At 58.8% G+C, this 23,259-nt stretch carries 36 protein-coding genes; 7 read left to right on the forward strand and 29 right to left on the reverse strand.

Going from position 1 to position 23,259, the window contains the following annotated elements; translation table 11 throughout:
- Positions 1-510 precede the first annotated feature (510 nt).
- The 29 genes from rplQ to F1609_RS09760 all read right to left on the reverse strand — a co-directional run bounded on the left by rplQ (position 511) and on the right by F1609_RS09760 (position 15,897).
- Complete coding sequence (gene rplQ / locus F1609_RS09620) at positions 511-906, reverse strand: 50S ribosomal protein L17 (protein WP_099873839.1); 396 nt, start codon at positions 904-906, stop codon at positions 511-513.
- A gap of 123 nt (positions 907-1,029) precedes the next feature.
- Positions 1,030-2,007 carry a DNA-directed RNA polymerase subunit alpha gene (locus tag F1609_RS09625; protein ID WP_126077545.1) on the reverse strand — a complete coding sequence of 326 codons (978 nt, stop codon included), beginning with the start codon at positions 2,005-2,007 and terminating at the stop codon, positions 1,030-1,032.
- Between the two features lie 201 nt (positions 2,008-2,208).
- Positions 2,209-2,832, reverse strand: a complete 624-nt coding sequence (gene rpsD, locus F1609_RS09630) for a 30S ribosomal protein S4 (RefSeq protein ID WP_054265841.1) — start codon at positions 2,830-2,832, stop codon at positions 2,209-2,211.
- Between the two features lie 229 nt (positions 2,833-3,061).
- Positions 3,062-3,466, reverse strand: coding sequence for a 30S ribosomal protein S11 (rpsK, locus tag F1609_RS09635; protein WP_008444339.1), 405 nt, complete (start codon positions 3,464-3,466; stop codon positions 3,062-3,064).
- A 12-nt stretch (positions 3,467-3,478) separates the two neighbouring features.
- Positions 3,479-3,844, reverse strand: coding sequence for a 30S ribosomal protein S13 (gene rpsM / locus F1609_RS09640; RefSeq protein WP_054265840.1), 366 nt, complete (start codon positions 3,842-3,844; stop codon positions 3,479-3,481).
- Positions 3,845-3,872: 28 nt separating this feature from the next.
- A complete protein-coding gene (rpmJ, locus tag F1609_RS09645) occupies positions 3,873-3,986 on the reverse strand; it encodes a 50S ribosomal protein L36 (protein ID WP_010394471.1) in 114 nt (37 codons plus the stop codon).
- A gap of 37 nt (positions 3,987-4,023) precedes the next feature.
- Positions 4,024-4,242: a translation initiation factor IF-1 gene (gene infA, locus F1609_RS09650; RefSeq protein ID WP_005663428.1), complete on the reverse strand. Its 219-nt coding sequence runs from the start codon at positions 4,240-4,242 to the stop codon at positions 4,024-4,026.
- A 36-nt stretch (positions 4,243-4,278) separates the two neighbouring features.
- Entirely contained in the window at positions 4,279-5,613 is a 1,335-nt protein-coding gene (gene secY, locus F1609_RS09655) for a preprotein translocase subunit SecY (protein ID WP_167076247.1), read from the reverse strand.
- A 32-nt stretch (positions 5,614-5,645) separates the two neighbouring features.
- On the reverse strand, positions 5,646-6,077 hold the full coding sequence (gene rplO / locus F1609_RS09660) for a 50S ribosomal protein L15 (protein ID WP_054265838.1): 432 nt from the start codon (positions 6,075-6,077) through the stop codon (positions 5,646-5,648).
- 28 nt (positions 6,078-6,105) lie between these two features.
- A complete protein-coding gene (rpmD, locus tag F1609_RS09665; protein ID WP_054265837.1) occupies positions 6,106-6,294 on the reverse strand; it encodes a 50S ribosomal protein L30 in 189 nt (62 codons plus the stop codon).
- 10 nt (positions 6,295-6,304) lie between these two features.
- Complete coding sequence (gene rpsE, locus F1609_RS09670; protein ID WP_054265836.1) at positions 6,305-6,823, reverse strand: 30S ribosomal protein S5; 519 nt, start codon at positions 6,821-6,823, stop codon at positions 6,305-6,307.
- A 12-nt stretch (positions 6,824-6,835) separates the two neighbouring features.
- The gene (rplR, locus tag F1609_RS09675) at positions 6,836-7,198 is read right to left on the reverse strand and encodes a 50S ribosomal protein L18 (RefSeq protein ID WP_054265835.1); all 363 of its coding nucleotides are present in this window, start codon (positions 7,196-7,198) and stop codon (positions 6,836-6,838) included.
- Between the two features lie 11 nt (positions 7,199-7,209).
- On the reverse strand, positions 7,210-7,743 hold the full coding sequence (rplF, locus tag F1609_RS09680) for a 50S ribosomal protein L6 (protein WP_054265834.1): 534 nt from the start codon (positions 7,741-7,743) through the stop codon (positions 7,210-7,212).
- 12 nt (positions 7,744-7,755) lie between these two features.
- Positions 7,756-8,151, reverse strand: coding sequence for a 30S ribosomal protein S8 (gene rpsH / locus F1609_RS09685; RefSeq protein ID WP_166897186.1), 396 nt, complete (start codon positions 8,149-8,151; stop codon positions 7,756-7,758).
- A gap of 14 nt (positions 8,152-8,165) precedes the next feature.
- Entirely contained in the window at positions 8,166-8,471 is a 306-nt protein-coding gene (rpsN, locus tag F1609_RS09690; protein WP_054265832.1) for a 30S ribosomal protein S14, read from the reverse strand.
- A gap of 4 nt (positions 8,472-8,475) precedes the next feature.
- Positions 8,476-9,015: a 50S ribosomal protein L5 gene (gene rplE / locus F1609_RS09695; RefSeq protein WP_054265831.1), complete on the reverse strand. Its 540-nt coding sequence runs from the start codon at positions 9,013-9,015 to the stop codon at positions 8,476-8,478.
- 6 nt (positions 9,016-9,021) lie between these two features.
- Positions 9,022-9,336, reverse strand: coding sequence for a 50S ribosomal protein L24 (rplX, locus tag F1609_RS09700; RefSeq protein ID WP_099873836.1), 315 nt, complete (start codon positions 9,334-9,336; stop codon positions 9,022-9,024).
- Positions 9,337-9,345: 9 nt separating this feature from the next.
- Positions 9,346-9,714 (reverse strand): 50S ribosomal protein L14, encoded by a 369-nt coding sequence (gene rplN / locus F1609_RS09705; RefSeq protein ID WP_008444317.1) that lies wholly within the window; start codon positions 9,712-9,714, stop codon positions 9,346-9,348.
- A 422-nt stretch (positions 9,715-10,136) separates the two neighbouring features.
- Positions 10,137-10,409: a 30S ribosomal protein S17 gene (gene rpsQ / locus F1609_RS09710; protein ID WP_054265829.1), complete on the reverse strand. Its 273-nt coding sequence runs from the start codon at positions 10,407-10,409 to the stop codon at positions 10,137-10,139.
- On the reverse strand, positions 10,406-10,597 hold the full coding sequence (gene rpmC / locus F1609_RS09715) for a 50S ribosomal protein L29 (RefSeq protein WP_054265828.1): 192 nt from the start codon (positions 10,595-10,597) through the stop codon (positions 10,406-10,408). The genes rpsQ and rpmC overlap by 4 nt, the downstream gene beginning before the upstream one ends.
- A 12-nt stretch (positions 10,598-10,609) precedes the next feature.
- Positions 10,610-11,029, reverse strand: coding sequence for a 50S ribosomal protein L16 (gene rplP, locus F1609_RS09720; RefSeq protein ID WP_167076248.1), 420 nt, complete (start codon positions 11,027-11,029; stop codon positions 10,610-10,612).
- A gap of 2 nt (positions 11,030-11,031) precedes the next feature.
- On the reverse strand, positions 11,032-11,883 hold the full coding sequence (rpsC, locus tag F1609_RS09725; RefSeq protein WP_166897191.1) for a 30S ribosomal protein S3: 852 nt from the start codon (positions 11,881-11,883) through the stop codon (positions 11,032-11,034).
- Between the two features lie 9 nt (positions 11,884-11,892).
- Complete coding sequence (rplV, locus tag F1609_RS09730) at positions 11,893-12,225, reverse strand: 50S ribosomal protein L22 (protein ID WP_181002795.1); 333 nt, start codon at positions 12,223-12,225, stop codon at positions 11,893-11,895.
- Positions 12,222-12,497, reverse strand: a complete 276-nt coding sequence (rpsS, locus tag F1609_RS09735; protein ID WP_054265824.1) for a 30S ribosomal protein S19 — start codon at positions 12,495-12,497, stop codon at positions 12,222-12,224. The genes rplV and rpsS overlap by 4 nt, the downstream gene beginning before the upstream one ends.
- 9 nt (positions 12,498-12,506) lie before the next feature.
- Complete coding sequence (gene rplB / locus F1609_RS09740; protein WP_054265823.1) at positions 12,507-13,334, reverse strand: 50S ribosomal protein L2; 828 nt, start codon at positions 13,332-13,334, stop codon at positions 12,507-12,509.
- A complete protein-coding gene (gene rplW, locus F1609_RS09745) occupies positions 13,334-13,651 on the reverse strand; it encodes a 50S ribosomal protein L23 (protein WP_166870762.1) in 318 nt (105 codons plus the stop codon). Before rplW ends, rplB begins: the two co-directional genes overlap by 1 nt.
- Complete coding sequence (gene rplD, locus F1609_RS09750) at positions 13,648-14,274, reverse strand: 50S ribosomal protein L4 (protein ID WP_166870760.1); 627 nt, start codon at positions 14,272-14,274, stop codon at positions 13,648-13,650. Before rplD ends, rplW begins: the two co-directional genes overlap by 4 nt.
- A 2-nt stretch (positions 14,275-14,276) precedes the next feature.
- Entirely contained in the window at positions 14,277-14,933 is a 657-nt protein-coding gene (rplC, locus tag F1609_RS09755) for a 50S ribosomal protein L3 (protein ID WP_166870758.1), read from the reverse strand.
- A gap of 460 nt (positions 14,934-15,393) precedes the next feature.
- Entirely contained in the window at positions 15,394-15,897 is a 504-nt protein-coding gene (locus tag F1609_RS09760; protein WP_166870756.1) for a hypothetical protein, read from the reverse strand.
- Positions 15,898-16,153: 256 nt separating this feature from the next.
- Here F1609_RS09760 and F1609_RS09765 point away from each other — a divergent pair, with 256 nt between their 5' ends.
- The 7 genes from F1609_RS09765 to F1609_RS09795 all read left to right on the forward strand — a co-directional run bounded on the left by F1609_RS09765 (position 16,154) and on the right by F1609_RS09795 (position 23,244).
- The gene (locus F1609_RS09765) at positions 16,154-16,729 is read left to right on the forward strand and encodes a TerD family protein (protein WP_167076249.1); all 576 of its coding nucleotides are present in this window, start codon (positions 16,154-16,156) and stop codon (positions 16,727-16,729) included.
- Between the two features lie 194 nt (positions 16,730-16,923).
- The gene (locus F1609_RS09770; RefSeq protein WP_167076250.1) at positions 16,924-18,246 is read left to right on the forward strand and encodes a VWA domain-containing protein; all 1,323 of its coding nucleotides are present in this window, start codon (positions 16,924-16,926) and stop codon (positions 18,244-18,246) included.
- Positions 18,247-18,294: 48 nt separating this feature from the next.
- Positions 18,295-19,329: an ATP-grasp domain-containing protein gene (locus F1609_RS09775; RefSeq protein WP_167076251.1), complete on the forward strand. Its 1,035-nt coding sequence runs from the start codon at positions 18,295-18,297 to the stop codon at positions 19,327-19,329.
- 2 nt (positions 19,330-19,331) lie between these two features.
- Positions 19,332-20,498, forward strand: a complete 1,167-nt coding sequence (locus F1609_RS09780) for a phosphoribosyltransferase domain-containing protein (protein ID WP_167076252.1) — start codon at positions 19,332-19,334, stop codon at positions 20,496-20,498.
- Complete coding sequence (locus tag F1609_RS09785) at positions 20,485-21,249, forward strand: HAD family hydrolase (protein ID WP_167076253.1); 765 nt, start codon at positions 20,485-20,487, stop codon at positions 21,247-21,249. Before F1609_RS09780 ends, F1609_RS09785 begins: the two co-directional genes overlap by 14 nt.
- Positions 21,246-22,337: a cysteine protease StiP family protein gene (locus F1609_RS09790; protein WP_167076254.1), complete on the forward strand. Its 1,092-nt coding sequence runs from the start codon at positions 21,246-21,248 to the stop codon at positions 22,335-22,337. The genes F1609_RS09785 and F1609_RS09790 overlap by 4 nt, the downstream gene beginning before the upstream one ends.
- A complete protein-coding gene (locus tag F1609_RS09795) occupies positions 22,330-23,244 on the forward strand; it encodes an HpcH/HpaI aldolase/citrate lyase family protein (protein WP_167076255.1) in 915 nt (304 codons plus the stop codon). Before F1609_RS09790 ends, F1609_RS09795 begins: the two co-directional genes overlap by 8 nt.
- Positions 23,245-23,259: the final 15 nt, after the last annotated feature.

Below are 23,259 nucleotides of genomic sequence, written 5' to 3' on the forward strand. Positions count from 1 at the left end.
GACGGTGCCGGGTGGTAGCGTATCGCCAACCGGGGGCACGTTATCGACCGGGGGCGTGGCGCTAACCGGGGGCACGGGGGCGCCTGGCGTCACCTCGGGCACGGCTGGCGTAGCGGCCTGCGGCGGCGTGGCGACACCGGGCTGCATGGCGCCGCCAAGCGTCCCAACGACGTCCTTATTGCCGGATCCGCCGCCGCAACCGGCGAAGGCTGCAAGAATCGCCACGCCTACGATACGTTTTGTTGTATTCAATGTTATCTCCTGTTTATATGTATAAATTCCGGGAGGCAACAGTGTAGAGGCTCAAAGTCTTGCAGTAAAGTATTATCTTTATGTAAATACCCAACTTTCAGATAGGTATTTAGCATCTCTTGTTATGCTTTTTTCTTGCGATATTTCCACCCAGAATGCATACATTCATCACTTTTTAAGGCGATGCATAGGCTCCCGCCGGCGTACAGACGTAAAAAAAGCCAGGCTGGGCCTGGCTTTTTTTACGTACCGCGCCGATTACTCAGCGGTTGGTGCGTCTTCAACTTCGGTGACTTCTGGACGGTCCATCAGTTCAACGTAAGCCATTGGTGCATTGTCGCCAACGCGGAAACCCATTTTCAGGATACGCAGGTAGCCGCCGTTGCGGTTTGCGTAACGTGGGCCGAGTTCGGCGAACAGCTTCAACACCATTTCGCGGTCGCGCAGGCGGGCAAATGCCAGACGCTTGTTGGCCAAGGTATCGGTCTTGCCCATCGTCAGGATTGGCTCGACAACGCGGCGCAGTTCCTTGGCTTTTGGCACGGTGGTTTTGATGGCTTCATGACGCAGCAGGGAAACGGTCATGTTGCGCAGCATTGCCAGACGGTGGGACGAAGTACGATTCAGCTTGCGAAGGCCGTGACGGTGACGCATGGTAATTCCTTTCGAGTTGTTTAAATCCAGCTCTTCGATCGCGTTTCCATTGCTGGATCAGCGCGGGCCGGTTGGTATGGAGTGATACGCCCGGAACCCCTGTCCCGGACGGTGCTGCAAAAATTACTTCTCGAGGCCGGCTGGTGGCCAGTTTTCGAGCTTCATGCCCAAGGTCAAGCCGCGCGATGCCAGCACTTCCTTGATTTCGTTCAGGGACTTGCGGCCCAGGTTCGGCGTCTTGAGCAGTTCGTTTTCCGAACGCTGGATCAGGTCGCCGATGTAGTAAATGTTTTCGGCTTTCAGGCAGTTGGCCGAACGCACGGTCAGTTCCAGGTCGTCGACCGGACGCAGCAGGATCGGATCGACCAGCGGTGCACGCGAAGGCGCTTCGGCAGCCGCTTCGGTGCCTTCCAGCGCCGCGAACACGTTCAGTTGATCGACCAGCACGCGCGCCGATTGACGGATCGCTTCTTCCGGCGTGATCACGCCGTTGGTTTCGATATTGATCACCAGCTTGTCGAGGTCGGTACGCTGTTCGACGCGGGCCGATTCAACGAAGTACGACACGCGGCGCACCGGCGAGAACGACGCGTCCAGGATGATGCGGCCGATGGTCTTGTTGGTGTCTTCCGACAGGCGACGGACGTTGCCCGGCACATAGCCACGGCCTTTTTCGACCTTGATCTGCATGTCCAGCTTGCCGCCAGCGGTCAAGTGGGCAATCACGTGGTCTGGATTGATCAGTTCGACGTCATGCGGCAGGTCGATGTCGGAAGCCAGGATCGCGCCCTCGCCTTCCTTTTTCAGGGTCAGCGTGACGGAATCGCGGTTGTGGACTTTGAAGACCACGCCCTTCAGGTTCAGCAACAGGTCGACCACGTCTTCTTGCACGCCGTCCAGCGACGAATACTCATGGACAACGCCGGCGATCGTCACTTCGGTTGGCGCGTAGCCGACCATCGACGACAGCAGTACGCGGCGCAACGCATTACCCAATGTGTGGCCATAGCCACGTTCGAACGGCTCCATCACGACTTTGGCGTGACCGGCACCGAGCGTTTCAACATCGATAATACGTGGCTTCAACAGACTGTTTTGCATGAAATGTCCTTTTCAATACCCTCGGCTCGTTACACCGATAAGGCTGATGGCATTAGAAATGAAAATTCTCGCTTGCGCGAGAAACTTGGCTCCCCACCTTCGTGGGGACGGCCCCCCGCGTGGCGGGAAGCCGACAATTGGCTCCCGGACAGGCCGGGGCAACCAGTATGCGGACAGCCAGGCTGCCCGCAACGTGGCCGATTAACGCGAATACAGTTCGACGATCAGCGATTCGTTGACGTCGTTAGCGATTTCGTTACGCTCTGGGAACGAACGGAAGGTGCCTTCCATTTTCTTCGAATCAACCGAAACCCAGCTAGGCATACCAACTTGTTCAGCCAGCGACAGGGCTTCAACGATACGCACTTGCTTTTTCGACTTTTCGCGAACAGCGATGACGTCGCCGGTCTTGACAGCGTACGAGGCGATGTTCACAACGTTACCGTTGACGGTGAACGCTTTGTGGCTGACCAGCTGACGCGCTTCAGCGCGGGTCGAGCCGAAGCCCATGCGGTAGCAGACGTTGTCGAGACGCGCTTCCAGCAAACGCAGCAGCGCTTCGCCGGTGTTGCCCTTGCGACGGTTTGCTTCAGCGAAGTAGCGGCGGAACTGACGCTCGAGAACGCCGTACATACGCTTGACTTTTTGCTTTTCGCGCAGTTGGTTACCGTAGTCCGAGGTACGAGCACCGGATTTGACACCGTGCTGGCCTGGCTTGACGTCCAGTTTGCATTTCGAATCGAGCGAGCGACGTGCGCTCTTGAGGAACAGGTCCGTACCTTCACGGCGGGACAGTTTTGCTTTAGGTCCGATATAACGTGCCACAATGTTTCCTTTAGAATAATGACGCCCCGGCGGCATCCTGTGATGCTGGCCAGGCGCTAGTCCGTACGCGATGCGCCAGACGGTGGCTGACAATATACCTGTGCGAAAAATACGCGACAGGCGACAACAGCCGGGCAGTATACCCTATTCGGGGACTGCGCCGGCGATCATCAACGACTAATTTACAACAAACGGCCGGAAACGGTGTTCCGGTCGCCAGCGGGCCGTATCAGATACGACGACGCTTCGGTGGACGGCAGCCGTTGTGCGGCACTGGCGTCACGTCCTGGATTTCGGTGATCTTGATACCCAGGTTGTTCAAAGCGCGAACAGCCGATTCACGACCAGGACCTGGGCCCTTGATGCGTACTTCGAGGTTCTTCACGCCGCATTCGACAGCGACCTTGCCTGCTGCTTCTGCCGCAACCTGCGCTGCGAACGGGGTCGATTTACGCGAACCCTTGAAGCCAGCACCGCCGGACGTCGCCCACGACAGGGCATTGCCCTGGCGATCGGTGATCGTGATGATGGTGTTGTTGAACGATGCGTGGACATGTGCGATGCCTTCAGCGACGTTCTTTTTAACTTTTTTGCGAACGCGCGCTGCTGCGGCGCTGCTTTGTTGCTTAGCCATGGTGTTGTCCTATTATTTCTTAAGCGATTGTGCGGCCTTGCGCGGACCCTTGCGAGTACGGGCATTGGTGCGTGTACGCTGGCCGCGGCAAGGCAGACCCTTACGGTGACGCATACCGCGGTAGCAGCCCAGATCCATCAAACGCTTGATGTTCATGGACAGTTCACGACGCAGATCGCCTTCGACTACGAAAGTGCCGACGGCATCACGCAGTTTTTCCAGTTCGCTGTCGTCCAGGTCCTTGACCTTTTTGTTGGTCGCAACACCCGTTTGTGCGCAGATCTTCTGTGCGCGCGGGCGGCCAACACCGTAGATAGCCGTGAGGCCGATTACGGTGTGCTGATGATTGGGGATATTAACCCCTGCAATACGTGCCATTCGTTATTCCTCAATAAATAACGTTAAATTAACCTTGACGCTGCTTGTGACGCGGTTCCACGCAGATTACGCGGACGACGCCTTTGCGCTTGATGATCTTGCAGTTGCGGCAGATCCGCTTGACTGATGCGAGAACTTTCATATTTGCACTCTCTTATGTTCGGATTGATTACTTAAATTTACTTGGTCCGGAACACAATGCGGGCCCGGCTCAAGTCATACGGCGTCAATTCCACCGTGACTTTGTCGCCGGGCAGGATGCGGATGTAGTTCATCCGCATTTTACCCGAAATGTGTCCGAGCACCACGTGCCCGTTTTCCAGCTTTACTCGAAACGTTGCATTAGGGAGATTCTCAAGAATCTCGCCCTGCATTTGTATGACGTCGTCTTTTGCCATTCGGTCTGTACACTCCTGGTTCGCGGTAACCGCCGGTTAGCGCGTCGGAATTCCGCCCTTGAAATTTGCCTTGCGCAGCAGCGATTCATATTGCTGCGACATGACGTAGTTTTGTACTTGAGCCATGAAGTCCATGGTGACAACCACAATAATCAACAGGGAAGTACCGCCAAAATAGAATGGCACTTTCCAACGGGCCTGCATAAATTCCGGCAACAAGCACACTAAAGTGATGTACACCGCTCCGGCCAGTGTCAAGCGCATCAGGATCTTGTCGATATAACGCGCCGTCTGGTCGCCGGGACGAATCCCCGGCACGAAGGCACCGCTTTTCTTCAGGTTATCCGCTGTTTCCTTGCTGTTAAAGACCAGCGCCGTATAGAAGAAACAGAAAAACACGATTGCCACTGCATACAACAGAGCATGGATAGGCTCGCCTGGCCCCATCGATGCTGCCAAGTCTTTCAGGAAACCGACTACCGGTGTGCTGGAATCTTTGCCTTTCGTGAACCAGTCCACGATGGTGGCCGGGAACAAGATGATCGACGATGCGAAGATCGGCGGGATCACGCCTGCCATGTTCAGCTTCAAAGGCAAATGGCTGGTCTGACCACCCATGACTTTGTTGCCAACCTGGCGCTTCGCATAGTTGACCAGGATCTTGCGCTGGCCACGTTCAACAAATACCACACCAAAAGTAACGAATCCGACCAGCAGAATGATGAAAATCGCTGACAGGCTGCTGATGGCACCGTTCGACACGAGCGAGAACAAGCTACTCAGCGCCGATGGCAAACCAGCGGCAATCCCCGCAAAGATAATGATCGAAATCCCGTTGCCGAGGCCTCGTTCGGTAATCTGCTCGCCCAGCCACATCAGGAACATGGTACCGGTCAGCAGCGAAACGACCGCCACGAAACGGAAAGCCATGCCAGGATCAATCACCAGGCCCGGCAATGCTTCAAGGCCGACAGCGATGAAAGTTGCCTGCACCAGTGCCAGCACCACCGTGAAGTAGCGCGTGTACTGGGTGATCTTGCGGCGTCCGGCTTCGCCTTCTTTCTTCAATGCCTCGACGGCCGGAATTGCGAGGCCGGCCAACTGCATGATGATCGAAGCCGAAATGTACGGCGTAATACCGAGAGCGAAGACTGCTGCACGCTCCAGCGCGCCACCCGAGAACATGTTGAACATGCCCAGGATGCCGCCTTGATTCCTGCTGAACGTCTCAGCCAGTACATCCGGGTTAATCCCTGGAACAGGGACATGGGCACCCAGACGATACACGACCAACGCGCCGAGCAAAAACCAGAGCCGACTCCATGGGAAACCGGCTGCTGCACTTTTACCAAGTTGTGAATTAGTCGCCAATTTATGCTCCGATCAAGCTGTTAGCCTGCAACTTACGCTACCGTGCCGCCAGCTGCTTCGATGGCCGCTTTCGCGCCTGCCGTTACTTTCAAGCCCTTGAGGTTCACCGCTTTGGTGATCTCGCCGGACAGGATCACGCGCACATCGCGCGCCAGCACTTGCAGAACGCCTGCTTGCTTGAGCACCAGGATGTCGACATCGCCGACCGCCAGGTTGTTCAAGTCGGACAGACGCACTTCAGCCTTGAACGTTGCATTGAGCGATTTGAAACCACGCTTAGGCAAACGGCGCTGCAGAGGCATCTGACCGCCTTCGAAGCCGACCTTGTGGAAACCGCCCGAACGCGACTTCTGACCTTTGTGGCCACGGCCAGCGGTTTTACCGATGCCCGAACCAATACCACGGCCTACGCGGCGCTTGTAATGCTTGGCGCCTTCAGCTGGTTGAATTGTATTCAATTCCATTGTTTTCTCCGTTCATAAGCCCGAAGGCTTACGAAACAACTTTAACGAGGTACGAAACTTTGTTGATCATGCCGCGCACCGAAGGGGTGTCTTCCAGCTCGGAAACCGAGTTGACGCGACGCAGACCCAGACCGCGAACGGTAGCGCGATGCGATTCGCGCGTGCCGATCAGGCCCATGACCAACTGAACTTTGACTGTTTTGGTAGCTTGTGTCATTTTGTCCGCCTTAAGCCAGAATGTCTTCAACCGACTTGCCGCGTTTCGCAGCGATATCGGAAGCAGTACTCATTTTCGACAGACCGTCCAGGGTAGCGCGGACCAGGTTGTAAGGGTTCGACGAGCCCGTGGATTTCGCCACGACATCGGTTACGCCCATTACTTCGAAGATAGCGCGCATGGCGCCACCCGCGATCACGCCGGTACCTGGCTTGGCTGGCATCATCATTACTTTCGATGCGCCGTGACGGCCGGTAACTGTGTGGTGCAAAGTACCGTTCTTCAGAGGAACCTTGATCAGGTTACGACGGGCTTCTTCCATTGCCTTCTGCACGCCCACTGGCACTTCTTTCGATTTGCCCTTGCCCATGCCGATACGGCCATCGCCGTCGCCCACAACGGTCAGTGCTGCAAAACCCATGATACGACCACCCTTGACCACTTTGGTCACGCGGTTGATCGCGATCATCTTTTCGCGCATGCCATCATCCGGCTTGTCGCTTTGCATTTTCGCTTGCATTTTTGCCATGACGATTCTTCCTTAGAACTTCAGACCGGCTTCACGCGCGGCTTCTGCCAACGCCTTCACACGGCCGTGGTAACGGAAACCGGAGCGGTCGAACGCAACTTCGGTAATCCCTGCTTTCAGTGCTTTCTCGGCGACGCGCTTGCCAATCAAGGCGGCAGCGGCGGCATTGCCACCCTTGCCGGACTTGCCTGCCAGCTCGGCGCGAACTTCGGCTTCGGCGGTGGACGCCGAGACCAGGATTTTCGCGTCCGGGCTGATCAGGTTGGCGTAAATGTGCTGGTTGGTACGATGTACCGACAGACGATTTACTTTCAGTTCCGCGATCTTGATGCGGGTCTGGCGTCCACGACGCAGACGTGATTCTTTCTTGTCCATGGTCAGCCCTATTATTTCTTCTTGGTTTCTTTAAGCTTAACCACTTCGTCCACATAGCGGACGCCCTTGCCTTTGTAAGGCTCAGGGGAGCGGTAAGCGCGCACTTCTGCAGCGACCTGACCAACCTGTTGACGATCGATACCCTTGATGATGATTTCGGTCGGGGTTGGGGTGGCGCAAGTCACGCCTGCTGGCATCGAGTGCACAACAGGGTGCGAGAAACCCAGCGACAGGTTCAGCTTGTCGCCGGCGGCCTGGGCTTTGTAGCCCACGCCCACCAGGGACAGCTTCTTCTCGAAGCCTTTGGTCACGCCGGTCACCATATTGTTGACCAGGGCACGCAAGGTGCCGGACATCGCGTTCGACTCACGGCTGTCGTCGACGACGTCGAAGCTCAGCGTGCCATCTTTGTTTTCTACTTTTACCAGGCCGTTCAGGGCCTGGGTCATGGTGCCCAACGGGCCCTTGACGGTGATCGCTGCTGCAGTGATCGCCACATCGGCGCCAGCTGGGACAGCGATCGGCATTTTAGCTACTCGGGACATTGTCGATACTCCTTAAGCCACGTAGCAAATAACTTCGCCGCCGACACCGGTGGCGCGTGCTTTGCGGTCGGTCATGACGCCTTGCGGGGTCGACACGATCGCCACACCCAGGCCATTCATCACGGTAGGGATGTCATCTTTGCCTTTGTAGACGCGCAGACCCGGACGGGACACGCGCTCTAAGCGCTCGATGACCGGACGGCCAACGTAATACTTCAAACCGATCTTCAGTTCCGCCTTGCCACCGGTTGCGGTGACGGCGAAATCTTCAATGTAACCCTCGTCCTTGAGGACGACAGCAATCGCTACTTTAACTTTCGACGATGGCATGGCCACGGTCGTCTTTTGAACACCTTGTGCGTTGCGAATGCGGGTCAGCATATCGGCGATAGGATCGCTCATACTCATTGCTTATTCTCCTATTACCAGCTTGCTTTAGTCATACCCGGAATCTCACCACGCATGGCAAATTCACGGAGCTTGATACGGGCCAGACCGAATTTACGGAATGTGCCACGTGGACGGCCGGTCACGGCGCAGCGGTTACGCTGGCGGGTCGGGGCCGAGTTGCGCGGCAGAGCCTGCAACTTCAGACGGGCTTCATAACGTTCTTCTTCCGACTTCGACTGGTCGTCGATGATGGCTTTCAGAGCGGCACGCTTCGGGGCGAATTTCTCCACCAGGTCTGCACGCTTCTGTTCGCGGTTAATCAGTGCTAGTTTTGCCATGATCTCAGTTTCTGAACGGAAATTTAAAGGCGGCGAGCAGAGCTTTCGCTTCGTCGTCGGTCTTGGCGGTTGTCGTGATGCTGATATTCATACCGCGCAACGCGTCAATCTTGTCGTACTCGATTTCAGGGAAAATGATCTGTTCCTTGACACCGATGTTGTAGTTACCACGGCCATCGAACGAACGGCCATTGACGCCACGGAAGTCACGCACGCGCGGCAGGGCCACGGTGATGAAACGATCCAGGAATTCGTACATACGGGCACCGCGCAGGGTGACCATGGTACCGATCGGGTAACCTTCACGGATTTTGAAACCCGCGATAGCTTTGCGCGACTTGGTGGTCACTGGCTTCTGGCCGGCGATCTTGGTCAGGTCGGCGACAGCGTGCTCGAGAACCTTCTTGTCGGCGATGGCTTCACCAACACCCATGTTCAGGGTGATCTTGGTCAGGCGCGGGACTTCCATTGCCGATTTGTAGCCAAATTTGGCGACCAGGTCGGCAACGACCTTATCTTTATAAAATGCTTGGAGACGGGCCATGATGTCTTAAACCTTCACTACTTCGCCGGAGGACTTGAAAACGCGGACTTTCTTGCCGTCTACGTCTTTGAAGCCCACGCGGTCTGCCTTGCCAGTCGCTGCATTAAACAATGCAACGTTGGACACGTGAATCGGCATTGTCTTGTCGACGATACCACCAGTTACACCGGTCATTGGGTTCGGCTTGGTCGCTTTTTTAGCGACGTTGACGCCTTCAACCACGACATGCTCAGCATCGATACGTTGCTGAACAACACCGCGTTTGCCCTTGTCTTTCCCGGTCAGAACGATGACTTCGTCGTTTTTACGAATCTTATCCATTACGACTCCTTACAGGACTTCAGGTGCCAGGGACACGATCTTCATGAACTTTTCAGTGCGCAGTTCGCGCGTGACTGGTCCAAAAATCCGGGTACCGATCGGCTCGAGCTTGGCGTTGAGCAAAACAGCAGCATTGCCGTCGAACTTCACCAGGGAGCCGTCTTGGCGGCGCACACCTTTAGCGGTACGCACAACCACAGCGTTATAAATTTCACCTTTTTTGACACGGCCGCGTGGCGCAGCAACCTTGACGGTTACCTTGATCACGTCGCCAATGCCAGCATAACGGCGCTTGGAACCGCCCAATACCTTGATGCACATGACTTCCTTGGCACCGGTATTGTCGGCTACTTCGAGCCGGCTTTCAGTTTGAATCATAGTATTCTCTTTCCCAACTTAAGCCGAAGAATCCCCACAATGTGGGCCTGCGGTCAGTCTTGGTCCCGCCAACCTCCCCTGCTGGGTCGATTGATTGGGTGATGGACTTTCCAAAAACTTTCGTTGCAGGCCGCTGCCACCGGGGTGACTGATAAATGCGGCGTTACATGAACGAAGCCCGCTAGTATCACACAATACTGGCGGACCCGCAAGAACTTTTATCCGGAAGCTGGCTGCCGCTCAAAAAAGCGACACCCCCATCCGGCACTACTGGTACTTCTGATGCTACTAGGCTGGTCTGATCAGACTCTAGTCAGTTGAGGACAGGGCAACGGCGATGAACCATGCCCTGTCCCGCAACCAATCTCTAGTCAGTTGAGGACAGGGCAACGGCGATGAACCATGCCCTGTCCCGCAACGATTTAGATTACCTGCGCTGCTTGCACAACGCGGGTAACAGTCCAAGCCTTGGTCTTCGAGATCGGACGACCTTCTTGAATCTCGACCGTATCACCGGTCTTGACCGAGTTGGTTTCGTCATGCGCGTGATACTTGTTCGAACGCATGATGATCTTGCCGTACAACGGGTGCTTGACGTGACGCTCGATCAGGACGGTAACAGTCTTGTCCATCTTGTCGGAAACCACTTTACCGACCAAGGTGCGCTTCAGGGCGACTTTAGTAGTTTCGGTCATTTGGCTTCCTTCGAGTTCATGACAGTCTTCACACGCGCGATGTCGCGGCGTACCTTCTTGAGTTGCGAAGTGTTGCTCAGCTGCTGCGTAGCGATTTGCATGCGCATGCCGAACTGTGCCTTCAACAAATCATTCAGCTCTTTCTGAAGAGCTGCCTGGTCTTTGCCGCGGAGTTCTGTTGCTTTCATATACGACTCCTTTTATTGGCCGACCTGGCGTACGACGAACGTCGTTGCCAGTGGCAGTTTGGCGGCGGCCAGACGGAACGCTTCCCGGGCCAGCGTCTCATCGACGCCGTCCATTTCGTACAGTACCTTGCCTGGCTGGATTTCAGCGACGTAGTACTCCGGGTTACCTTTACCGTTACCCATACGGACTTCAGCTGGCTTGTTCGAAATTGGCTTGTCCGGGAAAATACGGATCCAAATACGACCACCGCGCTTGATGTGACGGGTCATGGCACGACGAGCTGCTTCGATCTGACGAGCAGTGATACGGCCGCGGGCAACTGCCTTCAGACCGAATTCACCGAACGAGACAGCGGTGCCGCGTGTGTGCGAAATGCCGGTGTTACGGCCTTTCTGCTCTTTACGATACTTCCTGCGTGCTGGTTGCAGCATGATTATTCTCCTGCTTTCTCAGCTGGTGCAGCAGCAGCCGCTTCCGGCTTCTTCACTGCGACTGCAGGACGAGCACGGACGACTGGAGCGCCAGTTGGGGTTGAACCTGGACGACCGCCTGGAGCACCGGCTGGACGCGGACGACCTGCTGGCTTGCCATCATCACGGCGCGGACCGCGGCTCTTCTTCTCGTCAGCCGGGGTATCGATGACTGGTGCGTCGCCGTTCGGCGCGCGGTCACCCTTGTATACCCAGACCTTGACGCCGATGATGCCGTAGGTCGTTGCTGCTTCGCTGGTGCCATAATCGATATCGGCGCGCAGGGTGTGCAGAGGCACGCGGCCTTCGCGGTACCACTCTTTACGTGCGATTTCGATGCCGTTCAGACGGCCCGACGACATGATCTTGATGCCCAGGGCACCCAGACGCATGGCGTTTTGCATGGCGCGCTTCATAGCGCGGCGGAACATGATGCGCTTTTCCAGCTGCTGCGAGATCGAATCGGCGATCAGCTGCGAGTCGATTTCCGGCTTGCGGATTTCTTCGATGTTCACGTGCACAGGAACGCCCATGATCTTGGTCAGCGCCGACTTCAGTACTTCGATGTCTTCGCCTTTTTTACCAATGACCACGCCTGGACGCGAGCTGTAGATCGTGAAGCGCGCGTTCTTGGCAGGACGCTCGATGACGATGCGGCCAACCGAAGCGTTCTTCAGTTTCTTTTTCAGGAACGCACGTGCCTTGAGATCTTCGTTCAGCATTTGGGCAAAGTTACCATTGCCCGCGTACCAACGCGATGCCCAGTTACGGGTTACTGACAGGCGAAAGCCTGTTGGATGAATCTTCTGTCCCATCGTGACCCCTTAGTTGCCGACAGTCACGTAGATGTGACAGGATTGTTTTGAGATGCGATCACCCCGGCCTTTAGCGCGTGCAGTGAAGCGCTTCAGGATAGGACCCTTTTCAACGTAGATCTGGACGACCTTCAGCTCGTCGATGTCAGCGCCATCATTGTGCTCGGCGTTCGCGATGGCGGACTCCAGAACCTTCTTGATGATCGTTGCACCTTTTTTCGGGCTGAACTGCAAGATGTTGAGTGCTGCGTCAACTTTCTTGCCACGGATCAGATCGGCAACCAGACGACCTTTTTGGTCGGACAGGCGCACACCTTTGAGGATAGCTTTGGTTTCCATTATTTCTTCGCCTTCTTGTCAGCGGCATGGCCCTTGAACGTACGGGTCAGTGCGAATTCGCCGAGCTTGTGACCAACCATGTTCTCGGAGATGTATACCGGCACGTGGAGCTTGCCGTTATGCACTGCGATCGTCAGGCCGATGAAGTCTGGCGAGATCGTCGAACGGCGCGACCAGGTTTTGACTGGCTTCTTGTCTTTGTTCGCTTGCGCGGTTTCGACTTTTTTCACCAGGTGGGCGTCGATAAACGGCCCTTTTTTCAATGAACGTGTCATGTCTTATCCTTATTTCTTGCCGCGGCGCGAGACGATCATCGAAGTCGTACGCTTGTTACGGCGCGTCTTCTTACCCTTCGTCTGTTGGCCCCAAGGCGACACTGGATGACGACCAGCTGCGGTTTTACCTTCACCACCACCGTGCGGGTGATCGACCGGGTTCATGACCACACCGCGAACGGTAGGACGAACACCGCGCCAGCGCATCGCGCCAGCTTTACCGATCTTGCGCAGGCTGTGCTCGGCATTACCGACTTCGCCAACCGTTGCACGGCATTCGATGTGCACGCGGCGCACTTCACCCGAGCGCAGACGCACTTGAGCGTAGGTACCTTCACGCGCCATCAGAACAACACCAGCGCCGGCGGTACGTGCCATCTGGGCACCTTTACCTGGCAGCATCTCGACGCAATGCATCACGGTGCCGACTGGGATGTTACGGATAGGCAGGCAGTTGCCCGACTTGATCGGCGCTTCCGAACCGTTCATCACCGAATCGCCAACGGACATGCCCTTGGTTGCGATGATGTACTGGCGCTCACCGTCTGCATAGCACAGCAGGGCGATGTTCGCGGTACGGTTTGGATCGTATTCGATACGCTCGACCTTTGCCGGAATACCATCCTTCTGACGCTTGAAGTCGATCAGGCGATAGTGCTGCTTATGACCACCGCCGATGTGGCGGGTGGTGATGTGACCGTTGTTGTTACGGCCGGCAGTTTTCGATTTCTTTTCAACCAGGGCTGCGAACGGACGACCTTTGTACAGGTCCGGGTTCACAACCTTCACCATGCCGCGACGGCCTGGTGAGGTTGGTTTCATCTTTACGAGTGCCATTATTTAGCCTCCTCGGAGAAGTTGATTTCCTGGCCAGGCTTGAGGCACACGAAAGCACGCTTGGTATGGTTGCGACGGCCATTGAAACGGCCCGAACGCTTTTGTTTACCTTGGCGATTGGCTGTCTGCACCGACAGCACTTCAACCTTGAACAACAGTTCAACGGCTGCCTTGATTTCAGGCTTGGTCGCATCCGGCAATACGCGGAACACGATCTGCTCGTTCTTTTCCGCGACCATGGTGGCCTTCTCGGAAATGACCGGCGCCTGGAGCACCTTCATCAGGCGCTCTTCGGAAAATTTGATTACGCCGCTCATGCGAACATCTCCTCGATCTTGGCCAGTGCTGCTTTGGTGACCACGATTTTTTTGTAGAACACCAGCGACATCGGATCGGCCTGATGCGGCTCAACGACGAGCACGTTCGGCAGATTGCGCGATGCCAGCAACAGGTTCTGGTTATCCGCGAGGTTGTCAGCGATGATCAGGACCGATTCCAGACCCATGCCCTGCAGCTTTTGCGACAGCAGCTTGGTTTTAGGAGCATCGATGTTCATGCCTTCAACCACAACCAGGCGCTCTTCGCGGGCCAGTTGCGACAGGATCGAGCAGATACCTGCGCGATACATCTTCTTGTTCACTTTGTGGGTGAAGTTTTCGTCAGGCGAGTTCGGGAAAATCCGACCGCCGCCGCGCCACAGTGGCGAGGACGACATACCAGCACGCGCGCGGCCGGTACCTTTTTGGCGCCATGGCTTCTTGGTCGTGTGGTGAACTTCTTCACGATCTTTCTGCTTGCGGTTACCGCCACGTGCGTTGGCAGCGTAGGCGACGACGATCTGGTGGATCAGCGCTTCGTTGTAGTCACGACCGAAAACGGTATCGGCTGCGGCGACGTTCGAACCTGCTTGACCTTGCTCATTCAGAAGCTTGAGTTCCATAATTAAGCTCCCTTCTGAACTTTGGATTTAATAGCTGGCGAAACGATCACCTGGCCATTTTTCGCACCTGGTACGGCACCTTTGACCAGCAACAGCTGACGGTCGGCATCAATACGGGCGATTTCGAGATTCTGTACGGTACGATTCACGTCACCGAGGTGACCGGTCATGCGCTTACCAGGGAAAACACGACCTGGATCCTGCGCCATACCGATGGAACCTGGAACGTTGTGCGAACGCGAGTTACCGTGCGTTGCGCGACCGGAAGCGAAGTGGTAACGCTTGATGACGCCGGCGTAACCCTTACCGATCGTAACGCCCTGGACGTCGATCTTCTGACCGACTTCGAACAGGGAAGCGGCGACAACATCGCCAGCTTTCAGTTCGGCTGCTTTACCCGCGTCGACGCGGAATTCGCGCAACATGGTGCCAGCTTCGACGCCGGCTTTAGCGTGGTGACCCGCAACAGCTTTGGTCACGCGGGAAGCGCGACGTTGACCGAATGCGACCTGGACAGCGGAATAACCATCTGTTTCAGGGGTTTTGATTTGTGCGACACGGTTGTTCGACACGTCCAGAACGGTGACAGGGATCGAGTCCCCTTCATCCGTAAAGATGCGCATCATTCCAACCTTGCGACCGAGAAGGCCTAGGCTCATTTTTTCTCCATTCCCACCTGCGATTGGGCGGGGCTGACTGTTTAACTACCAAGTAAAGGACAGATTCAAAAACACACGAATCCATACCGAAGCCGGCTAGGATAGCACGCAAAAAGGCTTGACGCAACAACTTAGTTGGAGGTATGTCGATGTGTTGTACGGCGGGTGAGGCAGGTGTGATGCGCGAGGTATTCGAGGGGGGCGCAAAAGCGCACAAAAACGGATATTGCCATTGTTTTCGCTAGCTTTTTATCCGTCTCCCCCGCGCAGGCGGGGGGTCCATAGCACCTCTGAGCAAAGGTGCTATGGGCCCCCGCCTTCGCGGGGGAGACGGTCTTGCGGTTCGTGGCTCGAAACGCGTTTGCGTTTGCGTTTGCGTTTGCGTTTGCGTTTGCGTTTGCGTTATTGCGTTTGCGTTATTGCGTTTGCGTTATTGCGTTGGTTTGCGTTATTAGGTTGATTAACGCGCCAGCGGCTGTCCGCCCGAACCGAGCCGCAGGCGGGCCCAGAACTGCGCCAGGCGCTCCCACAGCCCGCGCCGCACCTTGCCGCTGCGCAGGCGCGTCTCGCCCGCCATCGGCACCGCCATTTCCCAGCGCACCGGATAGATATTGACGCGCTTGGTGTAGCGGCTCAACAGCGCGGTGGTCTCGACCCCGGCGAAATCGAGGTGCCGGTCCAGCAGGAACACGAACATCGGCTCGACATGCTGCTTCTTGCCGCGCGTGCTCACTTCGACGCAGGACGGCAGGATCACGCCATCGCTCAGGGTGGTGTTGGCCGCCACAATATAATGGCCGAGCGGATCGAGCGGCACCGCGTCCAGGCTGGTCGGGCGCACGAACGACTCGCCATTGCCCAGGTTGACTTCCTCGTCGATCGCCCATTCCCAGATAGGATAGGCGGCAAAGTCGGCATGCGAGACCTTGCGGATGGAACGGCGGATAGCAAGATCTGGGGTCATGGACAGTATGGTAAAGCCTGGAGGTAACCTCGCCAGTTTATGGCCAGCGGTGATTTCTGTCCAGCAACGCCCAGAGCGGCGTGACGCGAAAACCTCAAAAACAGAATTTAGCGCTTGCCTACTAATCATGTGCGCCCATATACAGTGCGGCTGGCACGTTGTATATTACGACCGGAAATTGCAACACTGTAATTTTGTTATCACCGCCAGGATGCTGGCGTGAAAGTGTCCCTCAACCCGTTACAAGGAGTTCTACATGGCAATCAGTTTGCAAAAAGGCGGCAACGTCAACCTCAGCAAGGAAGCTCCGGGACTGACCAAGGTCGTTATCGGCCTCGGCTGGGATCCGCGCGCGACCGACGGCAGCGCGTTCGACCTCGACGGCAGCGCTTTCATGCTCAAGGCTGACGGTAAAGTGCGCGCCGATGCGGATTTCATTTTCTACAACAACCTCAAGTCGAGCGATGGTTCGGTGGTGCATGCGGGTGACAACACCTCGGGCGCCGGCGAAGGCGACGACGAGAAGGTCAATGTCGACCTGAGCGCGGTACCGGCCGACATCGACAAGATCTCGTTCTGCGTGACCATTCACGAAGCCGAGTCGCGCAAGCAGAACTTCGGCATGGTCGGCAAGGCCTACATCCGCTGCCTGAACGCCGACGGCGACAAGGAACTGGCGCGTTACGACCTGTCCGAAGACGGCTCGACCGAAACGGCGATGATCTTCGGCGAGCTCTATCGCGCCGGCGCCGAGTGGAAGTTCAAGGCGATCGGCCAGGGCTTCGCTGGCGGCCTGGGGCCTCTGGCCAAGTCGTTCGGCGTCGACGCGTAAAGCCCGACCCGCCCGACCCGCAGGTTTGCGCCCGCAAGGATCGCTGCTTCAGAGCGGCGCCTTGCGGGCGTTGTGACGTGTGGACCTGCGTATGTATATTTGTGCGCGTCGACAAGCTCCAGCTGTAGAGTCGTCTTTAGGGCGACGGACAACACGTCGTACCGTTTACCTGACTCTTCCTGAAAACAAACACCATGGAAAACTTATCACGCGGGCAGCGCTTGCCGCTGGCTGGCATCGCCCCCAACGGCCGCATCGAGATCGGCCTGGCCGCCAGCGGCCTGCGCCTCGACTTCGCCTGCTTCGGCCTGGGCGCCGACGGCAAGCTGCTCGATGAGTCGTACATGACCTTCTTCAACCAGCCGCGCACGCCCTGCGGCGGCGCCGTGCTGGCCGACATCCCCGGCGACCTGAGCGGTTTTTCCATCGATACCGGCCTGCTGCCGGCCAACATCGACCAGCTGGCCATCACCGCCAGCGTCGATGGCGACGGCACCCTGTCGCAGCTGGCCAGCGGCCACCTGCGCCTGCTCGCCGGCGGCGCTGAACAAGCCCGCTTCGCCTTTTCCGGAAAAGATTTTGCCGAGGAACGCGCCATCATGCTGGGCAAGCTGTACCGCAAAGACGGCCAGTGGCGCTTCATGGCGGTCGGCCAGGGCTTCAACGGCGGCCTGGACGCGCTGGTGGCGCACTTCGGCGGCGCCGTCGCCGCACCGGCCCCGGCAGCCGCGCCCGCCCCTGCCCCTGCCCGCATCTCGCTCGAAAAACGCATCGCCAGCAGCGCGCCGCACCTGGTCAGCCTGGTCAAGCACGCCACCGTCTCGCTGGAAAAGGCCGGCCTGTCCGAGCACCGCGCCAAGGTCGCCCTGGTGCTGGATATTTCCGGGTCCATGAGGTCGCTTTACAAAAAGGGCCTGGTACAGCAATTCGCCGACCGCATCCTGGCCCTGGGCTGCAAGTTCGACGACGACGGCGAGATCGACGTCTTCCTGTTCGGCAAAAATGTCCACCAGCCCGCCCCCATGACCCTGGCCAACGCGCGCAACTACATCCGCGACGTGGTCGAAGCCCATCCGCTCGAAGCCGATACCTGCTACGGCAAGGCGATGGAAGCGGTACGCCGTTTCTACTTCCCCGACGCCAACGGCGGCGAGCGCAAGAGCGTGCAGTCGGCACCGGTGCCGGTGTTCGTGATGTTCGTCACCGACGGTTCCACCTCGGACAAATCCGTGACCGAAAAACAGCTGCGCTGGGCCAGCCAGGAGCCTATTTTCTGGCAATTCATGGGCATCGGCAAAGGCAAGAAATCGAAAAGCAAGAAGCTGGCGGCATTCGCCCACTCCGACTTCCCCTTTCTCGAACAACTCGACGAACTGCCCGGCCGCCTGATCGACAACGCCGACTACTTTTCGGTCGAATCGCCCGACGAACATTCAGATTCGGCGTTGTACGACTTGCTCATGGCAGAATACCCGGGCTGGATCACACTGGCAAAACAACACCGCCTGCTCGCCTAGCACGACAGCAACAATAACAACAATTCCGATTTAATAAGAAAGCAACTCATGCGTGTCTGGTTCAACAGGACGTTTTCGTCCGTGTACGCGGCGATTGGCCTCATCCGTGAAGCCGATCTGGAAGGCCGTTTCCACCTCATCTACAGCAATGCCAATCCGCACGCCCTGGCCGGGCGCGTGGCGCACGAATTCTTCATCGAGCCGACCGGCCTGGATAACGAGCAATACATCGACTGGTGCCTGGCCTTTTGCCGCGAGCACCGGGTGGAGATCTTCATTGCCGGCCGCCTGTCGACCGAACTGGCCAGCGCCCACGCCCGCTTCGAAGCCCAAGGCACGCGCGTGCTCAGCGCCGCCACGCAAGAGCAGCTCGAACTGATCCACGACAAGGCGCGTTTCTACGCCACCACTAACCTGCCCGGCGCCCCGGTGGCCGAATTCCGCGTGTTTGAAAACATCGCCCAGTTCGACGCCCACTACGCCGAACTGCGCGCGCGTTATCCGACATTGTGCGTCAAGCCTTCGCGCTCGGTGTACGGCCTCGGGTTCGCCATCCTCGACGAAGAGCGCAGCAGCGCCGCCCTGCTGCTGGCCGGCGCCGAATATCACATCGGCTACCAGGACATGCGGCGCGGCCTGGCCGAGCTGGGCGAGTTCCGCACCATGCTGCTGATGGCCTACCTGGACGGCCATGAATACAGCGTCGACTGCGTGGGCGACAACGGCCGCCTGGTGACCGCCGTGTCACGCAAGAAACCGATGACGCCCGGGCGCGGCCAGCTGATCGACATGCGCGCCGACATCCTTGAAGCAACCAGCCAGCTGACCCGCATCCACGGCCTGAACGGCGCCTTCAATGTCCAGTTCCGCGAAGGCGACGGCAAGCTGCACCTGCTCGAAATCAATCCGCGCATGTCGGGCGGCATCGGCATGGCCTGCGTAGCCGGCCCCAACCTGCCCTACATCGCCCTGAAAGGCTTTGCCGACGGTTTCGACACGGTGACGGTGCCGCCGGTGCGCGACGGCATCCGCGTGGCCGAACTGAGCGCGCCGGCCGAGCTGCATTCGGTGGACCTGCTGTGAGCATGATGCCAGCGCCACAGGTGCAGCGCCACCGCCTGAGCCTGCCCACCGGCGAGCTCGAACTCGACATCCACGACAGCGCCTTTGCCCTGGACGACGTGATGGGTTTTGCCGCGCGCGCCAACGCCAAGCGCGGCTTCCTGTTCCTGAGCAAGGTGCTGGGCAAGCACTGGCCGGTCACCCCGAGCATGATGCGCACCGTGCACCAGAGCCTGGCCGACACCGTGCCCGAACTGCCCGGCCCGGTGGTCTTCATCGCCATGGCCGAAACCGCCATTGGCCTGGGCCAGGGCGTGTTCGAAGCCTGGCTGGCCGCCCATCCCGGGCGCGAAGGCTTGTTCCTGCACACCTCGCGCTACCGGGTGGGCGAGGCCCCCATCATCGAATTCGAGGAAGCGCACAGCCACGCCCCGCGCCAGTTCCTGCACATGCCGCCGGACGCGCACACGCGCGAGCTGCTGCTGGGCGCCCGCGCACTGGTCCTGGTGGACGATGAAGCCAGCACCGGCAACACCTTCCTGAACCTGACCGACGCCTGCCGCAAGCTCAATCCCGGCATCGCCCACGTGCACCTGGCGACGATTACCAACTTCATGGGCGCCCCCGCCACGCAAGCCCTGTCGGCGCGCTTCGGCCTGCCGGTGACGATGGGCGCGCCGGTCAGCGGCGAATATCGCTTTACGCCCGGCCAGCTGGCCAGCGCCAGCGCCCCGGCGCAATTGTTCGACCCCTCGGCCGACCGCGGCGCCAGCGGCGACTTCGGCCGCTACGGCCTGCACCGCGCGCTCACGGCGCCGGCCGCCCTGGCCGCACGGCTGGCGGCCGAGGTGCAGCCGGGCGACCAGGTGCTGGTGCTCGGCACCGGCGAGTTCATGCACCCGTCCTACCTGCTCGGCGCCGCCCTGGAGCGGCTCGGCGTGGACGTGGTCGTGCAATCGACCACGCGCTCGCCGATCCTGACCTGGGGCGCGGTCGGGGCCGCGCTCACGTTCCCCGACAATTACGGCGAGGGTGTGGCCAATTTCCTGTATAACGTCACCCCCGGCCAGTACCGGCACGTATTCATTTGCCACGAAACCGCCCCCACCGAGGCGCTGCGGGGCCTTGCGGACACGCTCAGCGCGCGTCTTTTCCACTTTAAGACCGAGACCCATATTGAAGAAGTTTGAGAAATTCCTGTTCGCCGACCTGGACGACACCCTGTTCCAGTCGCTGGAAAAGTGCGAGGGGCGCGGTACGCCCATCGAAGCGGCCGCCTTTTTAAAGGACGGCAGCCCGATCTCGTACACCACGCCGGGCCAGCGCGCCTTCCTGGCCTTTGCCCAGGATGGCATGACGGTGATTCCGACCACGGCGCGCAACGTCAATGCATTCCAGCGCGTGGGCATCGACTTCCACAGCTATGCCGTGCTCGACTACGGCGGGATCATCCTGCTGCCGGACGGCTCGGTCGACCAGGAATGGCTGGAACACATGCGCGGCGCCATGCAGGCTGCCCTGCCCGGCCTGCAGGAACTGGCCGGCCTGATCGACGCCTGGGCCGAGCGCACCGGTTTCGGCAACCGCGCCCGCCTGATCGAGGATTTCGAGACGCCGTTCTATCTGGTGGTGAAAGACCCGCAAAAAATCGCGGCCAACCTGGAACCGATCGAGCGTGACGTGGTCCAGCCGTGGATCGACAATGGCAATCGCGATTACTTCATCCATCGCAACGGCAACAACCTGGCGATTTTGCCGAACGCGCTGAACAAGGCGCATGCGGTGGCGCACGTGAGCGCGCGCCTGCGCGCCGAACACGGCGATATCCTCACCTTCGGCATGGGCGACAGCAAGTCCGACGCGCGCTTCATGGCCGCCTGCGACTATGCCATCACCCCGCGCCACACCCAGCTGGCGGGCCTGACCCTGGAGACCCTATGAATTTTTCCGGCAGTTACCGTTCGGAAGACGTCAGCTTCCTGCTCAAGCCGCTGGCGATGCAGGACTTCGTCGACGTTCCCGAAAAAGAATTCCTGATCCAGTCGGGCCAGCGCCACTACAGCGAAATGCTCTCGCCCGAATCCTTGCCCTCGGAGCGCTACCTGGCGGTGTTTCGCGAAGCCTGCGCCGCCAACACGGCGCGCATGGCGCGCGACTGCCTGACCCTGGCCGGCCTGATCGCCCAACGCCGCAGCGGCCCGGTCACCCTGGTCTCGCTGGCGCGCGCCGGCACCCCGGTCGGCGTGGTCTTGAACAGCCTGCTGCCCAAGGTGTTCGGGCGCGCCAGCACGCACTATTCGGTCTCGATCATCCGCGACCGCGGCATCGACCAGGTGGCGCTCGAACATATCCTGGCGCAGGGCCACGCCCCTGAATCGATCGTCTTCATCGACGGCTGGACCGGCAAGGGCGTGATCTCGCGCGAATTATTAAGCGCCATCGACGAATTCAACCGCCGCCGCGGCACCGCCATCGACGGCGGCCTGTACGTGCTGTCCGACCTGGCCGGCAGCGCCGCCTGCGCCGCCTCCTGCGACGACTACCTGATTCCGTCGAGCATACTGAACGCCACCGTTTCCGGCCTGATCAGCCGTTCGATCCTGAACGAGGCAATCGGACCCGGGGACTTCCACGGCTGCGTGTACTATCAGCAGTTCGAAGCGCACGACCAGTCGCAAAGTTTCGCCGACGGCCTGGTGGCCGCCGCGCTGGAGATCGCCGCCGCCGACGGCACGCCCGACGCCCAAGCGGTCGACCGTGAAGCCGCCGGCGCCGTCTCGCGCGCCTACATGCTGGCCGCGCTCGAACAACATGGCATTACCGACGTCAACATGATCAAGCCCGGCATCGGCGAAGCAACCCGCGTGTTGCTGCGCCGTAGTCCGCGCCTGTTGATCCTGCGTGACGCCGGCGCGCCCGACGTGGCGCATCTGGCCCTGCTGGCGCAGGAAAAAGCAATTCCCGTGATCGTCGACGCTACGTTGCCGTATCACGCCGTTTCATTGATCAGGAGTGCATTGGATGGTTAAGTCGATGGGAGCGTCGCTGTATGTGCCGGCGAATCACAAATACCTGATGGATGTGGCCAATGGCGAGCGCATGGGGCATGTGCGCTCGCTGATTTTCTGCACCGAGGACGCGGTCGCCGATGCCGACCTGAGCTGGGCCTTGTTCAACCTGTCCGTGGTGCTGGCCAATATGCGCAGCGACGGCACGGCCGAGCGTTTCGTGCGCGTGCGCAATCCCGACGTCATGGCGCGCGTGCTGGCCATGCCGGGCGCCGACAAGCTGACCGGCTTCGTGATCCCGAAAGCGACGCGCACCAACTTCGACGCCTACTTCAAGCAGATCCGCAATACCGATCACATGCTCATGCCGACCCTGGAAACGGCCGAAGTCTTCAACGACTGGGAAATGCGGCAATTTCGCAAGATGCTCGAAGCGCCCGGCGTGCGTCACCGCATCCTGGCGCTGCGGATCGGCGGCAACGACCTGCTGGCCCTGCTGGGCCTGCGCCGTCCGCGCAGCATGACCTTGTACCGCACGCCGCTGGGGCCGGTCATGGCGCGCCTGGTGACCACCTTCCGCCCGTACGGCTTCGTGCTCACCGCGCCGGTGTTCGAACACCTCGACCTGCCTGAACTGCTGGACCAGGAAGTGCTGGAAGACCTGGCCCACGGCATGGTCGGCAAGACCGCCATCCACCCGAGCCAGATCGCGCCGATCGAGCAGCATTACCGGGTAAAGCCGAACGACCTGGCGGCCGCCCGCGCCATCCTCGACGTCGATGCGCCAGCCGTGTTCAAGATGCATGATTCCATGTGCGAAGTGGCCACCCACCGCGCCTGGGCCGAACGCACCATCGAACAGTCGAAAGTATTTGGCGCTCATCACGACCTCCCACCGATGAGCCCGGCAATCCCACGGGAACTCTGACCATCACTTGAGTGA

Origin of the sequence: Massilia aquatica (assembly GCF_011682045.1) — a bacterium.
Classification (GTDB): Bacteria; Pseudomonadota; Gammaproteobacteria; order Burkholderiales; family Burkholderiaceae_D; genus Telluria_A; species Telluria_A aquatica.